This is a genomic window from Aureimonas sp. Leaf454, from assembly GCF_001424685.1.
Taxonomy (GTDB): domain Bacteria; phylum Pseudomonadota; class Alphaproteobacteria; order Rhizobiales; family Rhizobiaceae; genus Plantimonas.
This window is the reverse complement of record NZ_LMQT01000001.1, coordinates 1,054,906-1,076,896: the sequence shown is the minus strand read 5'-3', so window position 1 is coordinate 1,076,896 and position 21,991 is coordinate 1,054,906. Positions and strand designations below refer to the sequence as shown.

General features: G+C 68.7%; 22 protein-coding genes. 11 read left to right on the top strand and 11 right to left on the bottom strand.

Annotated features, from left to right (window positions below):
* Positions 1-8: 8 nt before the first annotated feature.
* The 3 genes from ASG43_RS04780 to ASG43_RS04770 all read right to left on the bottom strand — a co-directional run bounded on the left by ASG43_RS04780 (position 9) and on the right by ASG43_RS04770 (position 3,584).
* Positions 9-704, bottom strand: coding sequence for a 4'-phosphopantetheinyl transferase superfamily protein (locus ASG43_RS04780; RefSeq protein WP_056500741.1), 696 nt, complete (start codon positions 702-704; stop codon positions 9-11).
* Positions 705-985: 281 nt separating this feature from the next.
* Positions 986-2,578 carry an exodeoxyribonuclease VII large subunit gene (xseA, locus tag ASG43_RS04775; protein WP_056501178.1) on the bottom strand — a complete coding sequence of 531 codons (1,593 nt, stop codon included), beginning with the start codon at positions 2,576-2,578 and terminating at the stop codon, positions 986-988.
* 55 nt (positions 2,579-2,633) lie between these two features.
* The gene (locus ASG43_RS04770; protein WP_056501176.1) at positions 2,634-3,584 is read right to left on the bottom strand and encodes a LysR substrate-binding domain-containing protein; all 951 of its coding nucleotides are present in this window, start codon (positions 3,582-3,584) and stop codon (positions 2,634-2,636) included.
* A gap of 274 nt (positions 3,585-3,858) precedes the next feature.
* Between ASG43_RS04770 and ASG43_RS04765 the strand changes: the two genes are divergently transcribed.
* Positions 3,859-4,125: a DUF1127 domain-containing protein gene (locus ASG43_RS04765; protein WP_082490600.1), complete on the top strand. Its 267-nt coding sequence runs from the start codon at positions 3,859-3,861 to the stop codon at positions 4,123-4,125.
* A 114-nt stretch (positions 4,126-4,239) separates the two neighbouring features.
* On the opposite strand, the gene ASG43_RS04760 is transcribed toward ASG43_RS04765, so the two are convergent.
* The 4 genes from ASG43_RS04760 to ASG43_RS04745 form a co-directional block, all read right to left on the bottom strand.
* Positions 4,240-5,556: a hemolysin family protein gene (locus tag ASG43_RS04760; protein WP_056501170.1), complete on the bottom strand. Its 1,317-nt coding sequence runs from the start codon at positions 5,554-5,556 to the stop codon at positions 4,240-4,242.
* 206 nt (positions 5,557-5,762) lie between these two features.
* A complete protein-coding gene (locus ASG43_RS04755; protein WP_056500738.1) occupies positions 5,763-6,704 on the bottom strand; it encodes a hypothetical protein in 942 nt (313 codons plus the stop codon).
* Positions 6,705-6,878: 174 nt separating this feature from the next.
* Complete coding sequence (locus tag ASG43_RS04750) at positions 6,879-8,252, bottom strand: glutamate--cysteine ligase (RefSeq protein WP_056500736.1); 1,374 nt, start codon at positions 8,250-8,252, stop codon at positions 6,879-6,881.
* A gap of 142 nt (positions 8,253-8,394) precedes the next feature.
* Positions 8,395-9,141 carry a 16S rRNA (uracil(1498)-N(3))-methyltransferase gene (locus ASG43_RS04745; RefSeq protein ID WP_056500732.1) on the bottom strand — a complete coding sequence of 249 codons (747 nt, stop codon included), beginning with the start codon at positions 9,139-9,141 and terminating at the stop codon, positions 8,395-8,397.
* Positions 9,142-9,237: 96 nt separating this feature from the next.
* Here ASG43_RS04745 and ASG43_RS04740 point away from each other — a divergent pair, with 96 nt between their 5' ends.
* Positions 9,238-10,035, top strand: coding sequence for an SDR family oxidoreductase (locus tag ASG43_RS04740; protein ID WP_056500729.1), 798 nt, complete (start codon positions 9,238-9,240; stop codon positions 10,033-10,035).
* A gap of 52 nt (positions 10,036-10,087) precedes the next feature.
* Here ASG43_RS04740 and ASG43_RS04735 read toward each other — a convergent pair whose 3' ends face one another.
* The gene (locus ASG43_RS04735) at positions 10,088-10,273 is read right to left on the bottom strand and encodes a hypothetical protein (protein ID WP_056500726.1); all 186 of its coding nucleotides are present in this window, start codon (positions 10,271-10,273) and stop codon (positions 10,088-10,090) included.
* Between the two features lie 246 nt (positions 10,274-10,519).
* Here ASG43_RS04735 and ASG43_RS04730 point away from each other — a divergent pair, with 246 nt between their 5' ends.
* Genes ASG43_RS04730 through glcF form a run of 6 tightly spaced genes read left to right on the top strand, consistent with a single transcriptional unit; the run spans position 10,520 to position 16,191 of the window.
* On the top strand, positions 10,520-12,013 hold the full coding sequence (locus ASG43_RS04730) for an FAD-linked oxidase C-terminal domain-containing protein (RefSeq protein ID WP_056500723.1): 1,494 nt from the start codon (positions 10,520-10,522) through the stop codon (positions 12,011-12,013).
* Between the two features lie 10 nt (positions 12,014-12,023).
* The gene (locus ASG43_RS04725; RefSeq protein ID WP_056500719.1) at positions 12,024-12,614 is read left to right on the top strand and encodes a Uma2 family endonuclease; all 591 of its coding nucleotides are present in this window, start codon (positions 12,024-12,026) and stop codon (positions 12,612-12,614) included.
* The gene (gene glcE / locus ASG43_RS04720; RefSeq protein ID WP_056500717.1) at positions 12,611-13,843 is read left to right on the top strand and encodes a glycolate oxidase subunit GlcE; all 1,233 of its coding nucleotides are present in this window, start codon (positions 12,611-12,613) and stop codon (positions 13,841-13,843) included. Before ASG43_RS04725 ends, glcE begins: the two co-directional genes overlap by 4 nt.
* 31 nt (positions 13,844-13,874) lie before the next feature.
* Positions 13,875-14,102 carry a DUF433 domain-containing protein gene (locus tag ASG43_RS04715; RefSeq protein WP_162244671.1) on the top strand — a complete coding sequence of 76 codons (228 nt, stop codon included), beginning with the start codon at positions 13,875-13,877 and terminating at the stop codon, positions 14,100-14,102.
* Entirely contained in the window at positions 14,086-14,835 is a 750-nt protein-coding gene (locus tag ASG43_RS04710; protein ID WP_056500710.1) for an endonuclease NucS domain-containing protein, read from the top strand. The genes ASG43_RS04715 and ASG43_RS04710 overlap by 17 nt, the downstream gene beginning before the upstream one ends.
* The gene (glcF, locus tag ASG43_RS04705; RefSeq protein ID WP_056500709.1) at positions 14,836-16,191 is read left to right on the top strand and encodes a glycolate oxidase subunit GlcF; all 1,356 of its coding nucleotides are present in this window, start codon (positions 14,836-14,838) and stop codon (positions 16,189-16,191) included. It begins immediately after the preceding gene.
* 64 nt (positions 16,192-16,255) lie between these two features.
* Here glcF and ASG43_RS04700 read toward each other — a convergent pair whose 3' ends face one another.
* The 3 genes from ASG43_RS04700 to ASG43_RS04690 all read right to left on the bottom strand — a co-directional run bounded on the left by ASG43_RS04700 (position 16,256) and on the right by ASG43_RS04690 (position 18,934).
* Positions 16,256-16,981 (bottom strand): L,D-transpeptidase, encoded by a 726-nt coding sequence (locus ASG43_RS04700; protein ID WP_056500706.1) that lies wholly within the window; start codon positions 16,979-16,981, stop codon positions 16,256-16,258.
* A gap of 202 nt (positions 16,982-17,183) precedes the next feature.
* Complete coding sequence (locus tag ASG43_RS04695; RefSeq protein ID WP_056501168.1) at positions 17,184-18,008, bottom strand: L,D-transpeptidase; 825 nt, start codon at positions 18,006-18,008, stop codon at positions 17,184-17,186.
* 218 nt (positions 18,009-18,226) lie between these two features.
* Positions 18,227-18,934: a DUF2927 domain-containing protein gene (locus tag ASG43_RS04690; RefSeq protein ID WP_056500703.1), complete on the bottom strand. Its 708-nt coding sequence runs from the start codon at positions 18,932-18,934 to the stop codon at positions 18,227-18,229.
* Positions 18,935-19,281: 347 nt separating this feature from the next.
* Here ASG43_RS04690 and ASG43_RS04685 point away from each other — a divergent pair, with 347 nt between their 5' ends.
* From ASG43_RS04685 to hisS, 3 genes are all read left to right on the top strand, one after another.
* Positions 19,282-19,479: a hypothetical protein gene (locus tag ASG43_RS04685; protein WP_156386420.1), complete on the top strand. Its 198-nt coding sequence runs from the start codon at positions 19,282-19,284 to the stop codon at positions 19,477-19,479.
* Positions 19,480-19,542: 63 nt separating this feature from the next.
* Complete coding sequence (locus ASG43_RS04680) at positions 19,543-20,208, top strand: DNA-3-methyladenine glycosylase I (protein ID WP_056500698.1); 666 nt, start codon at positions 19,543-19,545, stop codon at positions 20,206-20,208.
* A gap of 142 nt (positions 20,209-20,350) precedes the next feature.
* A complete protein-coding gene (gene hisS / locus ASG43_RS04675) occupies positions 20,351-21,988 on the top strand; it encodes a histidine--tRNA ligase (protein ID WP_056501165.1) in 1,638 nt (545 codons plus the stop codon).
* The last annotated feature ends 3 nt before the right edge of the window (positions 21,989-21,991 follow it).

Genomic DNA, 21,991 nt, shown 5'->3' with positions numbered 1-21,991 from the left:
CGCGCCCGTCAGCCTGGGACATCGGGCATCGAGGGCTCAGCGACGGCGTGCGGAAGGACCGCGAGCGCGGCGTGGTAGCCGGCGGGAACGGAGAGCCGTTCGATCCGCCAAGGGGCGCAGGGGTCGGGATCGGAGCGGCGGGCCGAGGCCGCACGCGCGCCATCGGGACCGATGCGGATCTCGACCGAACGCGGGTCCGCGACGAAGCCGGTGCCGATGCCTTTGAGAAGGGCTTCCTTGAAGGTCCAGAGGTCGAAGAAGACGGCCGCGCGGCCCCCGGGCGATGCAGCCGCGATCGCGGCGATTTCGCCCGGCGTGTAGACCTCCGCTCCCACCGCGCGGAGGTCGAGATCGTCCCGGCGACGCTCGACGTCGATCCCGATCGCGGCAACCCGGCCGATGGCGGCCAGCACGAGATCGCCGGAATGGGAGAGGTTGAAGGCGAGCGGGCAGGGCCCGTCGAGGATCGGCTTGCCATGCGCGTCGGCCAGAAACCGGAGCGATGCGGGGCTGCGACCGAGTTCGGCCGCCAGCATCCGCCGGAGGAGGCCCCGGCCGAGCCGGAACCGATCGCGGTCCTCCCGCCGGACGTATCGATCGGCGCGGGCGCGCTCGGCCGCGTCGAGCGCATGGTCGAATGCGTCCGGATCCGCCTCGGACAGCCGGAGCGAACCGATCTCTATGTCGGGGACGGGGGACCTCACGGCGTCGGGGTTCCGGCGAAGCCGCTCGAAGGATGGCGGGGCGGACCGGCGATCTCGCCGTCGCAAGCCCTATCGGGATCGACCGGGGCGCCGATGCCGGTTTCATCGGGGCGGCAAACCCCATCGAACCACGTGACCCGAGACATCCAGAGGCTCCGCTCGCCCGACCGCTTGCACCGATCTCCAGCGTGAGACGCGCGGCCGGCCAGATCCTAGCGCTCGGCGGTTAACCAAGACGCCATCGCGGCGGCTCGGCGCCGTCCGGCTCCGTCGGGAAGCGGTCAGAACAGCGTGCCCTGGCCTTGCGCGATCTTGGGCGCACGGCGCGGCGGACGGGGCCGTGCGCGCAGCGGCGGGGACTCGCGGTCGAGCTCTCCGGTGACGACGGCCGAGCGGCGCTGGTCGGCGGAGAATTCCACCTCGAACGCCATGCCCGGCACGAGCTCTTCCGGCCGCGTGACCGGGCGGTTCTCCGCGTCGCGGATGATGGCATAGCCGCGTTTGAGCACCTGGCGCGGATCGAGGCTGGCGGCGATGCGCGAGGCGGCCAGCAACCCGATCCGCTTGCGCTCGCCGGCGGCGTCGATCGCGGCGGAAAGACGCGTGCCGAGCGTGTCCAGCCGGTGGCGGGAGGCGGCGGCCAGGGCGCCGATCTGGTGCGGGCGAAGCTCCGCGACCAGGCGGTCGAAGGCCTGGCGCCGCTTCCAGGCGAGGCCTTGCAGGGCATGAAGTGCGCGACCTTCGCTCTCGCGGAGCTCCGCGCGCTTGTGGCGGACGAGCGATTCGAGGTTTTGCGGGGCGAGACGCGCGCTCGTGCCGGAGAAGGCGCGGCGCTTCTCGCCCACCGCGATGGCGAGGCAGCGGCCGATCTCGTTGGCGCTCTCGTCGAGCCGGCGGCGGGGAAGGGCGAGCAGCATGTCCGGCGCGGGCAGGCCGCGCGAAAGGGACGCGATGCCGCGCCGCTCCTCGGAAAAGCGCCTCGAAATCGCGGCGGAGTGGCGCGCGTGGAGCGCGGCGAGCCCGGCCACGAGATCGGCGCGCACGGGGACGGCCATCTCGGCCGCGCCGGTCGGCGTCGGGGCGCGCCGGTCGGCGGCATGGTCGATCAGGGTCCAGTCGGTCTCGTGGCCGACGGCCGAGATCAGCGGGATGTCGGAGGCGGCGGCCGCGCGCACCACGGCCTCGTCGTTGAAGCCCCAGAGGTCTTCCAGGCTGCCGCCGCCGCGCGCGACGATGATGAGGTCCGGACGCGGCAGCGCGCCCTTGCCGTCGATGGCGTTGAGCCCGGCGATGCCGGCGGCGACCTCTGCTCCGCTGGTCTCCCCCTGCACGCGCACCGGCCAGACGAGGAGATGGACGGGGAAACGGTCGGCGATGCGGTGATGGATGTCGCGGATGACGGCGCCGGTCGGCGAGGTCACGATGCCGATGACGCGGGGCATGAAGGGGATCGGCTTCTTCGCGTCGGCAGCGAAGAGCCCCTCCGCTTCGAGCTTCAACCGGCGCTCGTTGAGAAGCGCCATCAGCGCGCCCGCGCCGGCCGGTTCCATCTGCTCGATGACGATCTGGTATTTGGACGAGCCGGGATAGGTCGTGAGCTTGCCGGTCGCGATGACCTCCAGGCCTTCCTCCGGCTTGAAGGCGAGCTTGCCGAAGCTCGTGCGCCAGACCACCGCCTCCAGCCGCGCGCGATCGTCCTTCAGGGCGAAATAGGCGTGGCCCGAGGAATGGGGGCCGCGGTAGCCGGAGATCTCGCCGCGCACGCGCACGTGGTCGAAACGCTCCTCGACCGTTCGCTTCAACGCGCCGGAAAGCTCCGACACGGAATATTCGAAGAGGTTGGAGGCGGCTTGCGGCGTGTCGGTAAGGCTCATCGCGGACATCTGGCGATCCAAACGGGGCGGTGTCGAGGCGGTGCGGCGTGCAGCCTCACCAACCGGCGGCCGTCATGGACGGACGATGGCGCTGCGAGCGGATCATGCGCGTCTCGGGGACGCGCCGCGTCGCCAATTGCTCGACCGGCGGCATCAGGTTCTCCAGGCTGTCGCGGATGTGGCAGACGAGAGCCTGGATCACCGGCTTGTCGGAATTCTTGGCGCGCAGCATGCCGATCTCGGCGTCGGGCAGCAGGGGAAAGCCGTCGGCCTCGCCCAGAACCCGCATCCCCGAGCGCAGCGCGCATTCCGGCAGGACGCTGACGGCGAGCCCCGACAGGACCGCCGAGGTGACGATCGTCGCCGACCATGAGGTGAAGAGGATGCGATGCTCGCGCCCGATCTGGCGCAGCGCGTCGATGCACTGCTGGCGCCATTCGCAGTCCGCGCGGCCGATCGCGAGCGGCAGGACCGGCTCCAGATGCACGTCATGGGCGGCGGAGGTGACGAAGTGCAGCGGCTCGCGCCGAACGACCTCGGCCTGGGCGGCGCGCGAGGTGCAGACGAGCGCGACGTCGAGCTGTCCCTTCTCGACATGCTCGATGAGATTGATCGACGGCTCGCAGGCGATCTGCAGCTCGACCTTGGGATTGGAGCGCGAGAATCGTGCCATGATCTCCGGCAGCAGGCGCTCGGCATAGTCGTCGGGCAGGCCGATCCGAACATGCCCCTCGATCTCGTCCTCGTCGAAGGCCGACAGCGCTTCGAGGCTCAGCGTCATCATCTTGCGCGCATAGGTGAGGAGCAGGGCGCCGTCCTCGCTGAGGCGCACCGTGCGTCCGGTGCGCTCGAACAGCTGCACGCCGAGCCGCTCCTCTAGCTTGCGCATCTGCATGGACACGGCCGACTGCGTCTTGAACACCTCGTCGGCGGCCCGGGTGAAGCTCCCGGTGTCGACGATGGCGACGAAGGACCGGAGCTGGTCGAGATCGAGCGGAGCGGCCATCGGATCAACCTTTCCATCGGAGTCGGCGGCGGTCGAGGCGGCGTCGGCTCGCATCACGGGTTCTGATGACGATCATAAGCAACATTCGTTGGATTGATCAATCGCTCCGGCCTAAATTCCATCTCGTCAGGCAAGACAGAGCGACGTCTTCACCGGCGGACCGAGAGGGTCCGGCGCGGCGGCGGAGCCTTGCCGGGCGAACCGAGCCGAGAGCCCCGCTCGGTCGATCACGTTTCGGGGCAGAAACCCCGACAGGCCCGAAGGAGCCCGTTCCATGACCCTCTTCACACGGCAGACGCCCGCAAGGCGGCTCACCTTCCACCTGCCCTCGCCGGCGATCCTCCTGGCCGGCGCGTCCGCCATGCTGCGCACGGCGCTGAACCGGCGGGCCGCGATGCAGGTCGCCCAGCTTCCCGACTATCTCCTCACCGATATCGGCCTGAAGCGCGACGACGTCCACGACGCGCTGGAGCAGAGCTGGCGGACCGATCCGACCTTTCAACTCGCCATGGTTGCCGCCAAGCGCCGCCGCAGCACATGATCGCCTGCCGTCCCGCAGACCCTGATATGTAAACGGCCCGCTTCATCCGCGGGCCGTTTTCGTTTCCAGGGCAAAGTTCGGATCGGGCCGTGACGGCATCGAGCGGTGACGGCGTCAGAACGACGTGCCGTCGTCCTCGTCGACCTCGACGGCCGGCTGGATCGCCAGGACCTTGTCGATGCGCCGCCCGTCGAGATCCATGACCTCGAAGGTCCAGCCTTCGTAGACGGTGCTCTCGCCGACCTCGGGAATGTGGCCGAAGCGCTCCAGCATGAAGCCGGCCAGCGTCTCGTAGTCGCGCTCCTTCGGCAGGCGCAGCTTCTCCACCACGCGCTCCACATCGTCGATCGGCATGCCGGCGTCCAGAAGCCAGGAGCCGTCGCCCCGCTGCACCGCGCTGTACTCGTCCTCCAAACCCTCCGGCATCGAGCCGGCGATGGCGATCAGGATGTCGGTCGGCGTCACGATGCCTTCGAAGGATCCGTATTCGTCGAGCACGATCGCCATGTGGAGATGCGAGGAGCGGAAGCGTTCCAGAAGCTTCAGGATCGGCATCGTCTCGTTGACGAAGAGCGGTTCACGAACCGCCTCGCCGAGGTCGATCGTCCCGGTCTGGCGCATCTGCTGGAGGAGGTCCTTGGCCTGGACCACGCCGACGATGTCGTCGTTCTCGACCCCGATGACCGGCAGTCGGGAATGGCCGGACGAGTTGACCTCGTCGAGGATCTCCTCGGGACTGTCGGTGGAGGAGAGCCAGGCGGCGTCGGGACGCGGGACCATGATGGAGCGCACGGTCCGGTCGGCGATTCGCAGCACGCCCTCCAGCATCTCGCGCTCCTTCTGCTCGAAGACGCCGGACTGCGTTCCCTCCGCGATCATCGCCTTCACGTCCTCCTCGGTCACCATGTTGGTGTCCTCGGTGGAGGCGCCGAAGAGGCTGGAAACGGCCATGGTGGACACGCGGAGCAGCCAGACGATCGGCGCGCCGACGACGGCGAGCGTCGCCATGACGGGCGCCACGAAGACCGCGATGCCCTCGGGATGCTTCATGGCGAAGCGCTTGGGCACGAGTTCGCCGAAGATCAGCGAGAGATAGGTGATGATGATGACGACGATGATGAAGGCGGCCGTATCGGCATAGGCGCCGATGCCCGCGATCGGCCGGATGATCTCTGCGAGCGGGCCGGCGAAGACCGAGCCGCCGTAGGCGCCCGCGAAGATGCCCACGAGCGTGATGCCGACCTGCACCGTCGAGAGGAAGCCCGTGGGATCGTCGATCAGCTTGAGGGCGCGCTTGGCGCCGCGCCGGCCCTCGGTCGCCAACTGCTGGAGCCGAGAGCGCTTGGCCGAGACCATGGCGAGTTCGGACATCGCGAAAAAGCCGTTCAGCAGAATCAGCAAGAACACGATCAGGGCATTGAGCAGAAGCATCGATCCACCGGTCACGGGCCGGACGGCCCTGGCGTCGTTCCAGATAGGACGGCAACCTCCGGAGCCAAGCCGGCGCATGACGGCGATCATGCGCAAGGGCTCGAAGGCGGCGCCCGGGCGCGACAGACGCCCGACGACGATCCTCCCTTACCAGACGATCGGGTGCAGCGCGATACGCAACCGTCGCGAAGCGCCGGCCATGCCGATCATTGCGGTTTGGGCGCGCGTCCGTAGCGCTCGAATAGCGCCGCCATCTCGCGGGCATAGCCGTCGCCGAGGCTCTGTCCCGTGCGCAAGAGACCGCCGACGAGATCGTCCCCGGACGCGCCGGCATCCGGCTTGGCCTCGTGTGCCGGCGGCGATGCGGGCGGGGCCGGCGGAGGCGGGGCCTCCTCCTTCGGCGTGCCCCTGCTGAAGCCTTCCGCGAAGGCCTGGAACATGGCGGCGAAGGGCGCCATCGGATCGACGGGCACGCCTTGCGGCATCGAGGGCCCCGGCGCCTTCGGCGTTTCCGCGGGCAGTCCGGGTCGCGGCTGTAGCCAGGAGAGGCTGGCCTTCAGGGAATCGGCGAAAATGTCGGCCATGCCCTCGACGGGACCGGGAAACGCCGCGCCGCGGCGTGCCGGAGCCGCATCGGACGGGCGCGACAAGGCTTCCACCGCATTGGCGCCGCGCCGCATCATCTCGGCCGTCGCTCCGCCGAGGTCGCCGGTCGCAAGACCCGCCGGCGCGTTGCGGCCGAGCGTCGCCATGCTGGAGCGGACCATCGACTGCATGGTCAGGGCCGCGAGGCCGGGCATCAGCTTTTGCATCGTATCCGGCGCGATGCCGGCGACGAGCGAGGCCTGCCTCGCGATGGCGGCGGACAAGGCGTCGGAGCCGAAGAAGGCCCGCGTGAAGATCTCGCCGGGATGGGCCGCGGGCGGCGTCGTGCCGCCGAAGCCCGGCACGAGCCCTTGGAAGGCCTGGGTGAGGTCCGGCCAGATGCCGGGATCGGCCATGGCGTTCTGGAAGCCGAGCGTGAAGGCGGGCGCCAGCGCCTGCGTCGCCTTCTCCAACTCGTTCTGGCTCAGCCGGAACTGCTCGGCGAGAGCCTCGCCGAAGAGCTTGGGATCGGTGACCGTCAACCAGTTGTCGAAGCTCGCCATGACCCGTCTCCCGGGCGCCCGGCGCCCTGTCCGCCGAGCCCATCGCCCGCGCCGACCATGGCGGTCTTCGCCGCGTCTGCCAAGGACGCCGCGCAAATTGCTCTCGCGCGTCCGCGGGATCGGTCGGATCGGGCCCGGCGGGATGGATCCGGCAGGGTCCGATCGTCCGGCCCGTCAGTAGGTCAGGTGACGGAACACGCGCTCCATGGAGTGCTCCCATTCGCCCTCGTAGCGGCGCACCAGTTCCTCGGCGGCGGTCGTACCGCGTCCGACGATGTCTTCCAGGGGGCCGAGAAACACGCTTTCGTCGAAGCCGTCCTCGTTCAGCCGGGCGCGCGCGACGAGACCGCGTCGCGCGATGGCGAGGGAGGCCTTGGCGATGTCGAGCACGGTCCCGCCGCGAAACGGCGTGGCCAGTCCCGATCGGGGCACCGCGGCGCGAAGGGCCGAGACCTCCTCGAAGCTCCAGTCGGCGGTCAGCGCCTCGGCTTCTCCGAGCGCGCCGGCGTCGTAGAGAAGGCCGACCCAGTAGGCCGGCAGCGCGCAGATGCCGCGCCAGGGGCCGCCATCGGCCCCGCGCATCTCCAGGAAGCGCTTCAGGCGCACGTCCGGGAAGAGCGTCGAGAGATGGTTCGTCCAGTCGCCCATCGAGGGCTCGGGGTCGGGAATGCGCCCGTTCAGCGCGCCGTCGAGGAACTGGCGGAAGGTCACGTCCGTCGCATCGTGATAGCGGCCTTCGCGCATCACGAAATACATCGGCACGTCGAGCGCCCAGGCCGCATAGTCGGCATAGGTGAAGCCCGGCTCGAACACGAAGGGCAGGAGGCCGGAGCGCTGGTTGTCGACATCGGACCAGACGTCCGAGCGCCAGGAAACGAGGCCGTTCGGCTTGCCCTCGGTGAAGGGCGAATTGGCGAAGAGCGCGGAGGCGACCGCCTGGAGGCGCATGCCGACCTGCATCTTGGCGCGCATGTCGGCTTCCGAGGAGAAGTCGAGATTGACCTGGATCGTCGTGGTGCGAAACATCATGTCGAGGCCGCGCGAGCCGACCTTCGGCATGTAGCGCTCCATGATCGCGTAGCGCGACTTCGGCATCCGCGGCGTCTCGGGCAAGGTCCAGAGCGGGCTGGAGCCGAGGCCGAGGAACTCGATCCCGAGCGCGCCCGCCACCTTCCGGACATCCGCCAGATGCCGGTTCGATTCGCGGCACGTGTCGTGGATCGTCTCGACCGGGGCGCCCGACAGCTCGAACTGACCGCCCGGCTCCAGCGAGATCGCGCCCTGTCCCTCCGCGCCGGCCAGCCCGATCAGCTTGCCGTCGTCGACGATCGGCTCCCAGCCGGACAAGACCTGCATGCCTTCGAGGAGGGCGCGGATGCCGCGCTCGCCCTCGTAGGGAACCGGCGAGAGGTCGCCTGGATAGAAGCCGAATTTCTCGTGCTCCGTGCCGATCCGGAACTGCTCCGGCGGCTTCTCGCCGGACTTCAGGTGGCCGACGAGGTCTTCGAACGACGCCACCGGCGTCATGTCGGTCGTGTCGCGGGCCATTCTGCCATCCTTGGAAGCGGTCGGGACCGCCCGCGCCGGAACGGGGCGCGAGGGTCGGTCAGTCTTGCCGGCTGTCTCCATTTTTTCGACAGGAGGCGCAAGAGGTTTCGGTCGAACGGGGTGGACATGATTCGCGCCCGGCTCAACCGTCGTTCCAGTCGCCGATGCTCGCCTGGACGACGGCCAGCGCCGCGACCGCCGCCGTGTCGGCGCGCAGGATGCGGGGGCCGAGCGAGATCGGAACGGTGGCCGGATGCGAGCGCAGAAGCACGCGCTCGGCTTCGGAAAACCCGCCTTCTGGGCCGATCAGAAGCGATATCGGCCGGAAGCGCGCCGCTGTCAGCACCTCGATCGGGCTCGCCGAGGCCGCCCGCTCGTCGCAGAAGACGAGTGTCCGGGCGGGATCGAAGGTCTCCAGAAGATCTGCGAGGCGGATCGGCGGCTCGATCGCGGGGAGCGCCAGGATGCCGCACTGTTCGGCGGCTTCCACGGCGTTGGCCCGAACGCGGTCGAGATTGATGCGCGGCGCCTGGACGTGCTGCGTCAGCACCGGACGCAGGAGACCCGCGCCCATCTCGACCGCCTTCTGCACCATGTAGTCGAGCCGCGCCTGCTTCAGCGGCGCGAAGAGATAGTGGAGGCTGCCGCGCTCCGTCTGTTCGCGCTGGCGGGCGAGCGGCTTCAGCACCAGCTTCTTCTTCGAGACGGGTACGAGCTCGGACCGCCATTCTCCGTCCCGGCCGTTGAAGAGGAGAACCGTCTCGCCGGCCCCCAACCGAAGCACGTTCTGGAGATAGTTGGCCTGCGCCGGGTCCAGTTCGACCGCGATGCCCTCGGCAAGGTCCGCCTCGACGTGGAGGCGCGGGCTCTTGAAATCGTGGTCGGGCATCGGGGACAGGCGCTCCGTCGGTTCGCCCCGCGAAACCTAAGGCGAAAACACCCGTTGTCACGCAGAACGCCATCAAGCTCACGGAACGGATACAGCATGGATCTCGGGATCAAGGACAGGGTCGCCCTCATCACCGGCGCCGACGGCGGCATGGGCTTCGCGACGGCGAAGGTCCTGGCCGCGGAAGGGGCGAAGCTCGTCCTCACCGACCGCGCGCGGGGCGCGTGGGAGGCAGAGGCTTCGGGTCTCGGCACGGACGTCGCGACGATCGCGGCCGACGTGACGCGGCAGGAGGAGGTCGACGCCGTGGCGAAGGCCGCGCTGGAGCGCTTCGGCCGGATCGACATCGTCGTCCACACGGCGGGGATCACGGGCGCCAAGGGCGATCCGCTGGACATGACGGACGCGGACTACGAGGAGGCCTGGCGCACGGACTTCCTCTCGGCGGTCCATGTCGCGCGCGCGACGTTTCCGGCCATGCGCCGGGGCGGCTGGGGACGATTCGTCTGCATCGCGTCGGAAAATGCCGTCCAGCCCTATTGGGAGGAAGCGACCTACAACGCCGCCAAGGCGGCTCTCGCGGCCTTCGTGAAGAACCTGTCCTATCGCGAGGCCGAGCACGGCATCCTCTGCAACACCGTCTCGCCCGCCTTCATCGCGACCGATATGACGGACGAGATGATGAAGAAGCGCGCGGCGGAGAACGGCACGTCCTTCGACGAGGCAGTGGAGAGCTTTCTCAAGGAGGAGCGGCCGGGGATCGTTCTGAAGCGTCGCGGCCGGGCCGAGGAGGTTGCGGCCGTCATCGCTCTCCTCGTCTCGGAGCGCGGGTCCTTCGTCAACGGCTCGAACGTCCGGGTCGACGGCGGCTCGGTCCAGTCCGTGCAGAGTTGACGCGACGACGCCGCCGGCACGATCGTCCGGCGGCGTCGGCTTCGTCTTCAGATCACGTCGACGGGGTGTCGATGCGGCTCGGCGAGATCGGATCGGAGGCCGGGAAGGTCTCCTCGACGGCGTGATCGAGGTCCTCCTCGGGCGTCAGGGGACGCGTCTGGTCGCCGGGCGTCGGCTTGTCCTCGATCACCGGCGGAACCTGTGTCTCGGAATCGGTGCTGTGTTTCTTGTCCATCATGTGGCTCCCTCTCTGCTGGGCGGAGAACGGCCTCGGGCGGGAGCCGTTCCGCCGGGGGCGCAAGGCGGCGCTGCCGGCATCCGGCGAGCGACGAAACGCCCGTTCGTGCAAGACGGGCACGCCGGGACATCGCGCGGTCCTGCAAAGGAGATCGCCTGTCCGACATGGAAGGTTACATGGACTTCGGTCCGCTCCCTGCCTAAACTTCGCCAGACGCGCCGCTTCGGCGGCGGGGAGGGAGACCCGATGTCCGTTCTGATGCCGAAGCCGAGTGCCGCCGTCCTGTCGCGCCGCGCCGAGATCGTGGCGGCCCTGAAGGCCATCGTACCCGGCGAGGGCGTCGTCGAGGCCCGCGACGAGATGCGGGTCTTCGAGACGGACGGGCTCACCGCCTACCGGCAACTGCCGCTGGCCGTGGTGCTGCCGGAGACGGTGGCCGAGGTCGCGGCGGTGCTGCGCTATTGCCACGCCAACGACATTCCGGTCGTGCCGCGCGGATCCGGCACCTCCTTGTCCGGCGGCGCCTTGCCGCTGGAGGACGGCGTCCTCCTCGTTCTCTCGCGCTTCAACCGGGTGCTCGACATCGACTTCGACAATCGATGCGCGGTGGTGCAGCCCGGCGTCACCAATCTTGGAATCACGCGCGCGGTGGAGCATCGCGGCTTCTATTACGCGCCCGATCCCTCCTCTCAGATCGCCTGTTCGATCGGCGGCAATGTCGCGGAAAATTCCGGCGGCGTGCACTGCCTGAAATACGGCCTGACGTCGAACAACGTGCTCGGCGTCGAGTTCGTCACGATGGAGGGCGAGGTCGTGCGGCTCGGCGGGAAGCATCTGGATTCCGAGGGCTACGATCTCCTCGGCCTGATGACCGGCTCGGAGGGACTGCTCGGCGTCGTGACCGAGGTGACGGTGCGCATCCTCCAGGCGCCGGAAACGGCCCGCGCGGTGCTGATCGGCTTTCCGACCTCGGAGGAGGCGGGCGCCTGCGTCGCGGCGATCATCGCCAAGGGCATCATTCCCGGCGGCATGGAGATGATGGACCGGCCGGCGATCGCGGCGGCCGAGGCCTTCGTTCATGCCGGCTATCCGCTCGACGTCGAGGCGCTGCTCATCGTGGAGCTCGACGGGCCGCGCGCGGAGGTCGACCACCTCCTCGCCGAGGTCGAGGCCATCGCGCTCGCCAACGGCTCGGTGACCTGCCGCGTGTCGACGAGCGAGGAGGAGCGCGCCGCTTTCTGGGCCGGGCGCAAGGCGGCGTTTCCGGCCGTCGGGCGGATCTCGCCGGATTACTACTGCATGGACGGCACGATCCCGAGGAAGGAGCTGCCGACGGTGCTCGCGGGCATGAAGGCTTTGTCGGAGAAATACGGTCTGAAGGTCGCCAACGTCTTCCATGCCGGCGACGGCAATCTCCATCCGCTGATCCTCTACGATGCCAACAAGCCGGGCGAGCTCGAGGCGGCCGAGGAGTTCGGCAACGACATCCTGCGGCTCTGCGTCAAGGTCGGCGGCGTGCTGACCGGCGAGCACGGCGTCGGCATCGAAAAACGCGACCTCATGCCGGAAATGTTCTCCGAAGACGACCTGAAGCACCAGCAGCGCGTGAAATGCGCCTTCGACGCCAAGCATCTCCTCAATCCCGGCAAGGTCTTCCCCGTCCTCCACCGCTGCGCCGAACTCGGGCGCATGCATGTCCATAGAGGCGAGGTCGCCTTTCCCGACCTGCCGCGGTTCTGAGGGGGCGGAGATGAGCGTTGCCGGCCTTCGTCCCGTTCACCGACGCTTCGACGAGGCGTCCTATCTCGACTTTTTGGCGCGGCACGAGGACGTGGACGCGCGCTGGGAACTGATCGAAGGAATTCCGATCCAGATGCCGCCTGCCACCATGCGTCACGGACGGATCGCCTCGAACCTGGAGCGATTGCTCAGCGCGGCGCTGGCGCGCGCGGCAAGCCGATACGACGGACGCAGGGAGGCCGGGATCCGCCATTCCTCGCCGGATTTCCGTCCCGTGGCCGATGTCGCGATCGTGGATCCGCGGGAAGAGGAGGACGATGGCGGCGACCGATTCTACGACGATTGCCCGTTGATCGCGGCGGTCCTCTCGCCGTCGACCGAACATTACGACCTCATCTGGAAGCTGCCGCGCTACCAGGAACTGGCCGCCTGCCGGCACGTCCTTCGGATCGCGCAGACCGAATCCTGCGTGCGGATATTCTCGCGCGATGCCGGATGGGCCGAGACCGTCCTCCGCGATCCGGACGACCGGATCGACCTTCCCGAATTCGGTTTCTCCTGCAGCCTTGCCGACCTCTACCGGGGTGCCGTCTTTTCATGAGCTTTGCCGTCACGACCGATCCCGATCGCACCATCCTGCGGCCCGGCAGTGTGGAGGACGTGCGCGAGATCGTCGCCGCCGCGGTCTCGCAAGGGGAGCCGCTGGAGATCGAGGGCGCGGGATCCAAGCGCGGCCTCGGGCGTCCCGTGCAGGCGGCGCGGACGCTCTCGCTCGAAGGTCTGTCCGGCGTGACGCTCTACGAGCCGGACGAGCTCGTGCTCTCGGCCCGGGCGGGAACGCCGATCGCCGAGATCGAACGTCTGGTCGACGAAGCGCAGCAGCGGCTCGAATTCGAGCCGATGGATTATGGTCCGCTGTTCGGCCGGCCGGCCGGCCGGGGAACGCTCGGCGGCGTGCTGGCCTGCAACCTGTCCGGCCCGCGCCGGCTGAAGCAGGGGGCGGCGCGCGACCACGTGCTCGGCGTCACCGCCGTCTCGGGCCGAGCGGAGGTCTTCAAGGCGGGCGGGCGCGTCGTGAAGAACGTCACGGGCTACGATCTCTCCAAGGGGCTCGCGGGCTCCTACGGCACGCTGGCGGTGATGACCGACGTCACGATCAAGGTCCTGCCGAAGGCCGAGACGGAGACGACGCTCGTCCTGCGCGGTCTCGACGATGCGGCGGCCGCGGGCGCGATGGCGGCCGCCATGGGCTCCTCGGCCGAGGTGTCGGGGGCGGCCCACCTGCCGCGCTACGTCGCCTCCCGCGTCGCCTCGGGCCTTCTCGGCGCGGAACCCGCGACCTGTCTGCGCCTCGAAGGTTTCGGCCCATCCGTCGCCGCGCGCGCCGCGCATCTCGGCCCGGCTCTCGCCAAGGCCGGGCCGCTGGAGGTGCTGGAGCGCGAGGCGAGCCAGGCTCTCTGGCGCGACGTCCGCGACGTCGGGCCCTTCGCGGACGGCACCGAGGCGCCGGTCTGGCGGATCTCGGTCGCGCCGACGCGCGGGCCCGAGATCGTGCTGGCGTTGCGCCTCCAAGCGGCGGTCGACGCCTTCTACGACTGGCAGGGCGGCCTCGTCTGGCTTCGCCTCGAGGGAGAGCCGGAAGCCGCCCTCGTTCGCGATACGCTCCGGCGGCACGGCGGCGGCCACGCGATGCTGGTGCGCGCGCCGGACGCCGTTCGCGCCGCGACGCCGGTCTTCCACCCGCAGGCGGCTCCGCTGGCTGCTTTGGCGGGGCGGTTGAAGGACCAGTTCGACCCGGCCGGCGTGCTCAATCCGGGACGGATGGGGTAGGGTGGTGCGATCGATGGGGGGAGGGTTCGAGATGACGGAAGCCGATTTGTTCGACCCAGTGAGTGGCCGTTTCGGCGGCGCTCTCATGTGCAAGGGAACAGCGGTCCCGGTCAGCGTTCTGTTCGAGACCCTGATTGCGGGAACGTCCGTCGACCGATTCGTCGAGACCTATTCGACCGTTCAATTGGAACAAGCGAAAGCGACCATCATCTGGGCAGGTTCAGGGTTCGTCGAGTATCGTCATGCGCAGCGACTATAAGGATTGGCTCGTTGCCCAGCAGTATGCAGCCAATACGCAAACCGCACAGCTCCACCGCCTGCGCCGCGTCGAAGACGCTTACGGCGACTTGGATGCCCATCTGGCGAACGGGACGCTTGGGGATGTCGTCAAGGAACTGACATACGGTGTGGACGACGAGCGGCGCGAGCGTCCCAATCCATCCAGGCTTTCGCTTGAAGGCAGCATTCGCAAGAGCTTGCAGTCCTATAAGAGCGCCGTCGTTCGCTATGGCCACTTCATCGCAGCCGCGGACGCCGCTCGGTCGCAAGTCGCCACGTCGTCCGGCGTGTCGCTTCCTATCCCCGAAGTCGAACAAACTCGGCAGCGTTTCGCTTTGGAGCGGGACATGCAGGCCGAGCTTCGCAGGAGCATCGCAAAGCTCGATGCCTCGCTGACGATCATCGACGATGGCGCCGAACGATCGGTGGAGTCCGGCTTCATCGACATCATGTGTGAAGACGAGGCAGGCGATCTCGTCGTCATCGAGTTGAAGGCGGGCGCGGCGGATAGCCGAGCCATCGGTCAGATCCTCGGCTACATGGGTGACATCGCGACGGAAGAAGCGGGTCGCACCGTGCGGGGCATCCTTGTCGCGCATGATTTCGACCGGCGCGTCCGATCGGCCGCACGGGTCATCCCGAGCATCACCCTGATGCGGTACGCGATCGAATTCCTGTTCGAGCCCCAGCCTCTGATCGAGTCGATGACATAGATGCAGACCACCTTCTCCCCCGCCCAGCTCGCCGATCCCGCCGTCGCGGAGTCCGAAGGGATCATTCGCAAATGCGTGCATTGCGGGTTCTGCACGGCGACGTGCCCGACCTATGTGACGCTCGGCAACGAGCTGGATTCGCCGCGCGGGCGGATCTACCTCATCAAGGACATGCTGGAGAACGACCGGCCGGCGGATGAAAAGGTCGTCAAGCACATCGACCGGTGCCTGTCCTGTCTCGCCTGCATGACGACGTGCCCGTCCGGCGTGAACTACATGCATCTCGTGGACCACGCCCGTGTCCACATCGAGAAGACCTATCGCCGTCCTCTCCTCGACCGCCTGATCCGGGAGGTGCTGGCGCGCGTGCTGCCGCATCCCCGACGGTTTCGCGCGAGCCTGACACTGGCGCGCCTCGCCCGGCCGCTGATTCCGGTCCTTGCCGGCATCGGCCCGCTGAAGCCGCTGGCGGCGATGCTGCGGTTGGCGCCCGCGAACGTTCCCGCGCATTCCGCCGTCAACGATCCCGCGGTTCATGTGTCGTTGCGAGCGGCCGTCCCCGGCTCGGCGCAGCTTGCTGCCCCGCGGGTCGCGCTTCTCAGGGGCTGCGCCCAGTCCGTGCTCGATCCCCGCATCAACGAGGCGACCGTCCGGCTCCTCGGACGGCTCGGTGTCGACGTCATCGTGCCGAAAGGAGAGGGCTGCTGCGGCGCGCTCGTCCACCATATGGGGCGCGAGGAGCAGGCGCTCGACTTCGCGCGGCAAAATGTCGACGTCTGGACGCGTGAGATCGAGCGGGGCGGGCTCGACGCGATCCTCATCACCGCGTCCGGCTGCGGCACGACGATCAAGGATTACGGGCACATGCTGCGGCTCGATCCGGCCTATGCGGAGAAGGCCGCGCGCGTCTCGGCGCTCGCCAAGGACGTGACCGAGTTCCTGGCGGTCATGGACCTGCCCGCGCCGAGCGAGACGACAGGTCTCGTCGTCGCCTATCATTCGGCCTGCTCGATGCAGCACGGGCAGAAGATCGTGAAAGCGCCCAAAGCGCTTCTCGCCGCCGCCGGCTTCACCGTGCGCGACGTGCCGGAGGGGCATCTGTGCTGCGGCTCGGCCGGCACCTACAACATCCTGCAGCCCGAAATCGCCACGCGCCTCAGGGACCGGAAGGTCGCCAACATCGAACGCGTCGCCCCGCAGGTCATCGCGACCGGCAATATCGGCTGCATGACGCAGATCGGATCGGGCACGGCGATCCCGATCCTCCACACGGTGGAGCTTCTGGACTGGGCCTACGGCGGCGCGAAGCCGGTGCGCCTTTCCGGCGTCTTGCCGGTGCTCGAAGCCGCGGAATAGGCCACGAGACGAAAGAGGCCCGCCGTCGCCGGCGGGCCTCCCATGTCGGTCACGGCGCGATCGGTCAGCCGCCGAAGATCGTGTCGAGGATGTTGGCGCCGCGCGAGGCGATGCCGGCTTCGCGGTAGATCCGCTCGCGTCCCGCGCCGTCCGGGCCGATGACGACGACCTTCGTGCCGCGGTCAGCGCGGCCGTAGAGGTGCTGCACGTCCTGGTTCATCATGCGGATGCAGCCCGACGACATGTTCTGGCCGATGGTCCAGGGCTGGTTCGTGCCGTGGATGCGGAAGATCGAGTCGCGACCGCCGCGATAGAGATAGAGAGCCGCCGCGCCGAGCGGGTTCTGCGGGCCGCCCTCCATGAAGGGCGGGATGATCCGGCCGTTGGCGCGCTCGCGGGCGATCATCTCCTTGGGCGGCGTCCAGCCCGGCCATTCCGCCTTGCGGCCGACGCTCATCTGCCCGGCCCATCCGAAGCCCTCGCGGCCGACGCCGACCCCGTAGCGCGTCGCGCGTCCCTCGCCCTCGACATAGTAGAGGAACTTGCGCTCGCTATCGACGATGATCGTGCCGGGCGCTTCCCGCGTGTCGATGCGCACCTGCCGGCGCTGGAACTCGGGCGACATCTTGCGCATGGAGGGCGACAAGCGGCGCTGCGGCGACTGGCTTTCGTCCTCCCACTGCTTGGACGCATGGTTGAAGTAGCGGTTTCCGGCTTCGGCCGAGGCGGTCATGCCGAGGCCGGCGACGAGAGTCGCGGCGGCCAGAAGGGTGGAAAGGCGGCGTTTCATGCTGGGGTTCCTCGACGGATGCTCGGCGCTCGCTCCCGGCGGCAGTCTTGCGCGAGAGATGATGACGGAGGTTGGATCTTCGACTTCGTTGGCGGCATGCGGGATATCGGAGCGTCGGACGCTGGCAGAAATCCAACGGCTCCGTGTTCACGTCGTTGCCATCGGCGCCTTCCCGGCGCCGCATTTCACCAGACTGTTGCCGTCAAAGCACAATCACGCGGGTGCCGACGGAAACGCGCTCGTAGAGATCCATGACATCCTCGTTGCGCATGCGGATGCAGCCGGAGGAGACCGCCTTGCCGATCGACCAGGGCTGGTTGGTGCCATGGATGCGGTAGAGGCTGGAGCCGAGATACATGGCGCGGGCGCCGAGCGGATTTTCCGGGCCGCCCTCCATGCGAACGGGAAGGATCTTGCCCTTGGCCTTTTCGCGCGCCCGCATCTCGGAGGGCGGCGTCCAGGTCGGCCATTCCTTCTTCTGGGTCACCCTGTGCGTGCCCGCCCATTCGAATCCCGGCTTGCCGACGCCGACGCCGTAGCGCCGCGCCTTGCCGTCGCCCTCCACCCTGTAGAGAAACTTCGCCTCGGTATCGATGACGATCGTGCCGGGTTTCTCGTTCGTCTCGTAGTCCACCGTCTGCGGGAGGAACCTCGGATCGAAGGTGTCGACGCGCTTCATCGCCCGTGCCGGGGCGGCGGCCCGAGTCGCCTGGCGACCGGTGGGGTAGCCCGAGACCTGCCGTGCGGATCCCTCGAAGATCCGCACGCCGGGCGCGACGGGCGTCACGCGCTCGCGGGCGCCGTAACGAAGCCCGTTGGCGCGGAACGTGCCGCGCTCGGCTCCCGGTGCCGTCGGCTCCAGGCGCGGTCGCGCGTAGCCGGGCACGACACCGCTGCCGGGCGCGAGCTGCAGGGTCCATTCCGCCTGAAGATCGCGCGAAATCTCGACGGCGGGATAGTTCCCGTATCGATCGCGAGCCTCGACGCTGCCGCTCGTGGCGACGAGACAGGCGATCGCGGCGGCCATCAGGCCGGCGACGCGGGATGGGTGGAAGTTTGCGGTCATGGGAGCGCTCCGCCGTCGGAAAGGGAAGGACGCCGTCCCCTCGGGAGACGTCGCGTCCGTGGCCCCGAACTTGGCGAAGAATGGCAAGCGAATGGTGAATTTCCGGCGCCGAGACGTCCGGTTGCCGGTCGTATTTTGTTATGGTTAACAGAGCGTTGGTCGAAATCGTCCAAGAGGCGTCAACGGGTGCGGCGCCGTGCGTCCCGGAGAATGTCGCCCAGGAGGGGGCGCGCTGTCTCGATCGACATGCCCGGCCGCAGGCGTGCGTCGTAGAGCGTTTCCACGAGAATTCGGTCGGCTCGCGTCGGCCGCTCGGCGGCGGACCGGTCGTTGAGGACGCTGTCGGGCAGAAGCTCCGTATCGTCGAGGAGCCCGAGCCCCTGCAGGATCTCCTCGGCGAGGCAGCGGCGGAACAAGCCGTCGCCGGCATCGGACACGACGAGGGCGTCGGACGAGCGGATGCCCCTGCGACCGAAACTCGACCGGACGATGCAGGCGCCGGGCACGCGCATGAAGGGGTTGCGGTGGATCCGTCGGCCGGTGCGCTGGTAATCGACGCGGTCGACGACGTGGACGACGAAGTTCGCTTGCTCGGGGGGCCGCGCCAGCCGTGCGTCGAGCCGCGGGATCTCGCGCGACAGGCGTCGGATGAAGGCTTCGACCTCCCGCCGTCGGGGCTGCGCGGCGGCGTCCTCGATGGCGAAGAGGATCGGTCGCTCGAAGCGCTTGAGATAGGCGCCGCTGCCGAAGAAGCCGGGGATCTCGGTGCCGAAGGCCGTCGCCACGAAGGCTTCGGCCAGGGTTTCCTCGCTCGGCAGGGGAGCCGAAGCGGCGGATGCGGTGAGGCCGATGACCAGGAGAACGAGCGCAAGGAAGCCGCGATGCATGGGCTCGTCGATTCGGAGTTGGGAGGTGACGGGGAGACTGCCGCCCCGGACGCCGGGACGCAAGCGCTTCTCTTCCGGCCGATGCCGCAGGCCACGAAGGCGCTCCATCCCCCAATCGGGTGATTGTGCATTGCAGCATCGGTGCTAGTCTCTTCGTCGTGGTCCCGTCGATCCGTCGGGCCCTCGATAAATGGCAGGCGCCCGGGCGGCAGACCCGCGGCGAACAAAGGGGATCCGGGAGGAGCATTTCGCTCCGGGTGGAGGGCACGAACCGTGCGCTCGGCCCGGCTGATGTCCCACCGGTCCGCGCGGGGATGCCCGCGCGCGACATTGCCGGATCGACCGCCATGATCGCCTTGACCCTCATCGTCTGTCTCCAAGCCGCCCCCGCCGAATGCAAGCCGGAGCCCGTCGCCTTCGACGGGTCGCTGATGAGCTGCAGCATGTACGGTCAGGCCGTCGCCGCCGACTGGATCCGCACGCATCCCAAGTGGCGTCTCCAGCGGTTCACCTGCGGTATCCGGGGACGCGAGCAGTCCGCCTGATCTGCGACGCCTTCAGGGCCATTCCACCTTGCCAAGCGCCTGTCCGTCCGGGCAAGACGTGGCATGGCTCAGGACGCGGACGACCTCAGAGACGACGGGCTGACGCTTCGGCCGGACGGGACGCCGCGTTGCCGCTGGCATGGCGGCCTCGCCGAGTACGTGCGCTATCACGACGAGGAATGGGGCCGGCCGAGCGCGGACGACGACCGACTGTTCGAGAAGCTCTGCCTCGAGGGTTTCCAGGCGGGCCTGGCCTGGATCACGATCCTGCGCAAGCGGGAGGCCTTCCGCGCGGCCTTTCACGGCTTTTCGATCGACCGCGTCGCGGCCATGACGCAAGAGGACGTGGAGCGGCTGGTGCTCGATGCCGGCATCGTGCGCCACCGCGCCAAGATCCTGTCGACCCTCAACAACGCCCGGCGCGTCCAGGCGATGCGCGAGGAAGGCCTGTCCTTCGCGGGCTTCCTCTGGAGCTTCGAGCCGGGTGCCGGCGAGCGGCCGGCGCGGGTCGACATGGCCTATGCGCGGGCGAACACGGTGACGCCCGCCTCGACGCGCCTGTCCAAGGCCTTGAAGGCGCGGGGGTTCACCTTCGTCGGGCCGACCACGATCTACGCCTTCCTGCAGTCGATGGGCTTCGTCAACGATCACCTGGAGGGCTGCGCCTCCCGCGCGCCCTGCGAGGCCGAACGGGAGCGCTTCGCGCGACCGGTGCCCGGCGGGCGATGAGGGCTCCGGGGCGGAGACGCCTCGCGCCTTTCCATCCCTGGAGCGATCGGATAGGACGCGGGTCGACATCAACCGATCGTTGACGATCCATCCGGGCGCTCGGCGGCCGGCTGGCCTCGACCTTTCGTTCCGGACCGCAGACATGGCCAAGAAGCCCGCAAAACCCCTGAAGGTGAAGGCGCGCCAGCCGCGCGGCTTCGGCGATCGCGGCCCGGCGGACCTGCGCGCGCAAGCCGAGATGATCGCGATCATCCAGGGCGTCTACGAGCGCTACGGCTTCGAGCCGGTGGAAACGCCGATGTTCGAATACACCGATGCGCTCGGCAAGTTCCTGCCCGACAGCGACCGTCCGAACGAAGGCGTGTTCTCGCTGCAGGACGACGACGAGGAATGGCTGTCGCTGCGCTACGATCTCACCGCGCCGCTCGCGCGCCATGTCGCGGAAAACTTCAACGAGATCGCGCTGCCCTACCGGTCCTATCGCGCAGGCTACGTCTTCCGCAACGAGAAGCCGGGCCCGGGACGTTTCCGGCAGTTCATGCAGTTCGACGCGGACAGCGTGGGGTCTCCGGGCGTCTCGGCCGATGCCGAGATGTGCATGATGATGGCCGACGTGATGGAAGCGCTCGGCATTCCCCGCGGCCAATACGTCATCCGGGTGAACAACCGGAAGGTGCTCGACGGCGTGCTGGAGGCCATCGGGCTCGGCGGCGACGAGAACGCGGAGCGGCGGCTGACGGTGCTGCGCGCGCTCGACAAGCTCGACAAGTTCGGCATCGCGGGCGTGCGCGAGTTGCTCGGCAAGGGCCGATTGGACGAGAGCGGCGGCAAGGGCGATTTCACCAAGGGCGCCGAACTCGACGAGGCCAGCATCGAGCGGGTGCTGCGCCTGTTCGACATTTCCGGTCTTTCCGCGGAAGCCGTCGATGCGGACGGCGCGGGAACCGTGCGGCTCGCCAAGGCCCGGGATGCGTTCGGGGAGAATGCACGGGTCGCCGAAGGTCTCGCCGAACTCGATGAGATCCGGTCGATGTGCCGGGCGTCCGGCTACGACGACGCGCGGATCTCGATCGACACCTCGGTCGTGCGCGGTCTCGAATACTACACCGGCCCCGTCTACGAGGCCGAACTCCTGTTCGACGTCGTCAACGAAAAGGGCGTGAAGGTTCAGTTCGGCTCGGTCGGCGGCGGCGGGCGCTATGACGGGCTGATCGCGCGCTTCCGGGGCGAGGCGGTGCCGGCGACGGGCTTCTCGATCGGGGTCTCGCGGCTCCAGACCGCGCTGAAGAATCTCGGCCGCCTCAAGGCGGAGGAGCGCACCGGACCCGTCGTCGTCACCGTGATGGACCGCGACCGGCTGGCCGACTACCAGCGCCTGACCGTGATGCTGCGCGAGGGGCTGAACCCGCGCGACGAGGCCGGGCGCTACACCGGGCCGGTCGTTCCCGTCGAGATGTTCCAGGGCAACCCGAAGCAGTTCGGCAAGCAGCTGCAATATGCCGACCGTCGCCACGCACCTTGCGTCGTCATCCAGGGCGGCGACGAGAAGGCGGCGGGCACCGTGCAGGTCAAGGATCTCGTGGAGGGCAAACGCCTGTCCGAGACGATCGAGGACAATGCGACGTGGCGGGCCTCGCGCCCGGCCCAGGTCACCGTGTCCGAAGCCGAGCTCGTCTCGGCCGTGCGCGCGATCCTCGATGCGCAGGCCGCCGAACGTCTGGCCGGCGACGGCCGGGATGCCGGGCGCCGGGATGGCGGGCGGGCCGACGAAGAGGCCTGATCC

Excerpts from the sequence above, each read along its gene's own strand:
- ASG43_RS04745 (WP_056500732.1), bottom strand. The coding sequence starts at position 9,141 with ATGCCCGACCACGATTTCAAGAGCCCGCGCCTCCACGTCGAGGCGGAC.
- hisS (WP_056501165.1), top strand. The coding sequence starts at position 20,351 with ATGGCCAAGAAGCCCGCAAAACCCCTGAAGGTGAAGGCGCGCCAGCCG.
- ASG43_RS04750 (WP_056500736.1), bottom strand. The coding sequence starts at position 8,252 with ATGGCCCGCGACACGACCGACATGACGCCGGTGGCGTCGTTCGAAGAC.
- ASG43_RS04680 (WP_056500698.1), top strand. The coding sequence starts at position 19,543 with ATGGCTCAGGACGCGGACGACCTCAGAGACGACGGGCTGACGCTTCGG.
- ASG43_RS04730 (WP_056500723.1), top strand. The coding sequence starts at position 10,520 with ATGTCCGTTCTGATGCCGAAGCCGAGTGCCGCCGTCCTGTCGCGCCGC.
- ASG43_RS04700 (WP_056500706.1), bottom strand. The coding sequence starts at position 16,981 with ATGAAACGCCGCCTTTCCACCCTTCTGGCCGCCGCGACTCTCGTCGCC.
- ASG43_RS04725 (WP_056500719.1), top strand. The coding sequence starts at position 12,024 with ATGAGCGTTGCCGGCCTTCGTCCCGTTCACCGACGCTTCGACGAGGCG.
- ASG43_RS04755 (WP_056500738.1), bottom strand. The coding sequence starts at position 6,704 with ATGGCGAGCTTCGACAACTGGTTGACGGTCACCGATCCCAAGCTCTTC.
- ASG43_RS04765 (WP_082490600.1), top strand. The coding sequence starts at position 3,859 with ATGACCCTCTTCACACGGCAGACGCCCGCAAGGCGGCTCACCTTCCAC.
- ASG43_RS04690 (WP_056500703.1), bottom strand. The coding sequence starts at position 18,934 with ATGCATCGCGGCTTCCTTGCGCTCGTTCTCCTGGTCATCGGCCTCACC.
- ASG43_RS04715 (WP_162244671.1), top strand. The coding sequence starts at position 13,875 with ATGACGGAAGCCGATTTGTTCGACCCAGTGAGTGGCCGTTTCGGCGGC.
- ASG43_RS04695 (WP_056501168.1), bottom strand. The coding sequence starts at position 18,008 with ATGGCCGCCGCGATCGCCTGTCTCGTCGCCACGAGCGGCAGCGTCGAG.
- xseA (WP_056501178.1), bottom strand. The coding sequence starts at position 2,578 with ATGAGCCTTACCGACACGCCGCAAGCCGCCTCCAACCTCTTCGAATAT.
- ASG43_RS04770 (WP_056501176.1), bottom strand. The coding sequence starts at position 3,584 with ATGGCCGCTCCGCTCGATCTCGACCAGCTCCGGTCCTTCGTCGCCATC.
- glcF (WP_056500709.1), top strand. The coding sequence starts at position 14,836 with ATGCAGACCACCTTCTCCCCCGCCCAGCTCGCCGATCCCGCCGTCGCG.
- ASG43_RS04710 (WP_056500710.1), top strand. The coding sequence starts at position 14,086 with ATGCGCAGCGACTATAAGGATTGGCTCGTTGCCCAGCAGTATGCAGCC.
- glcE (WP_056500717.1), top strand. The coding sequence starts at position 12,611 with ATGAGCTTTGCCGTCACGACCGATCCCGATCGCACCATCCTGCGGCCC.
- ASG43_RS04735 (WP_056500726.1), bottom strand. The coding sequence starts at position 10,273 with ATGATGGACAAGAAACACAGCACCGATTCCGAGACACAGGTTCCGCCG.
- ASG43_RS04740 (WP_056500729.1), top strand. The coding sequence starts at position 9,238 with ATGGATCTCGGGATCAAGGACAGGGTCGCCCTCATCACCGGCGCCGAC.
- ASG43_RS04760 (WP_056501170.1), bottom strand. The coding sequence starts at position 5,556 with ATGCTTCTGCTCAATGCCCTGATCGTGTTCTTGCTGATTCTGCTGAAC.
- ASG43_RS04685 (WP_156386420.1), top strand. The coding sequence starts at position 19,282 with ATGATCGCCTTGACCCTCATCGTCTGTCTCCAAGCCGCCCCCGCCGAA.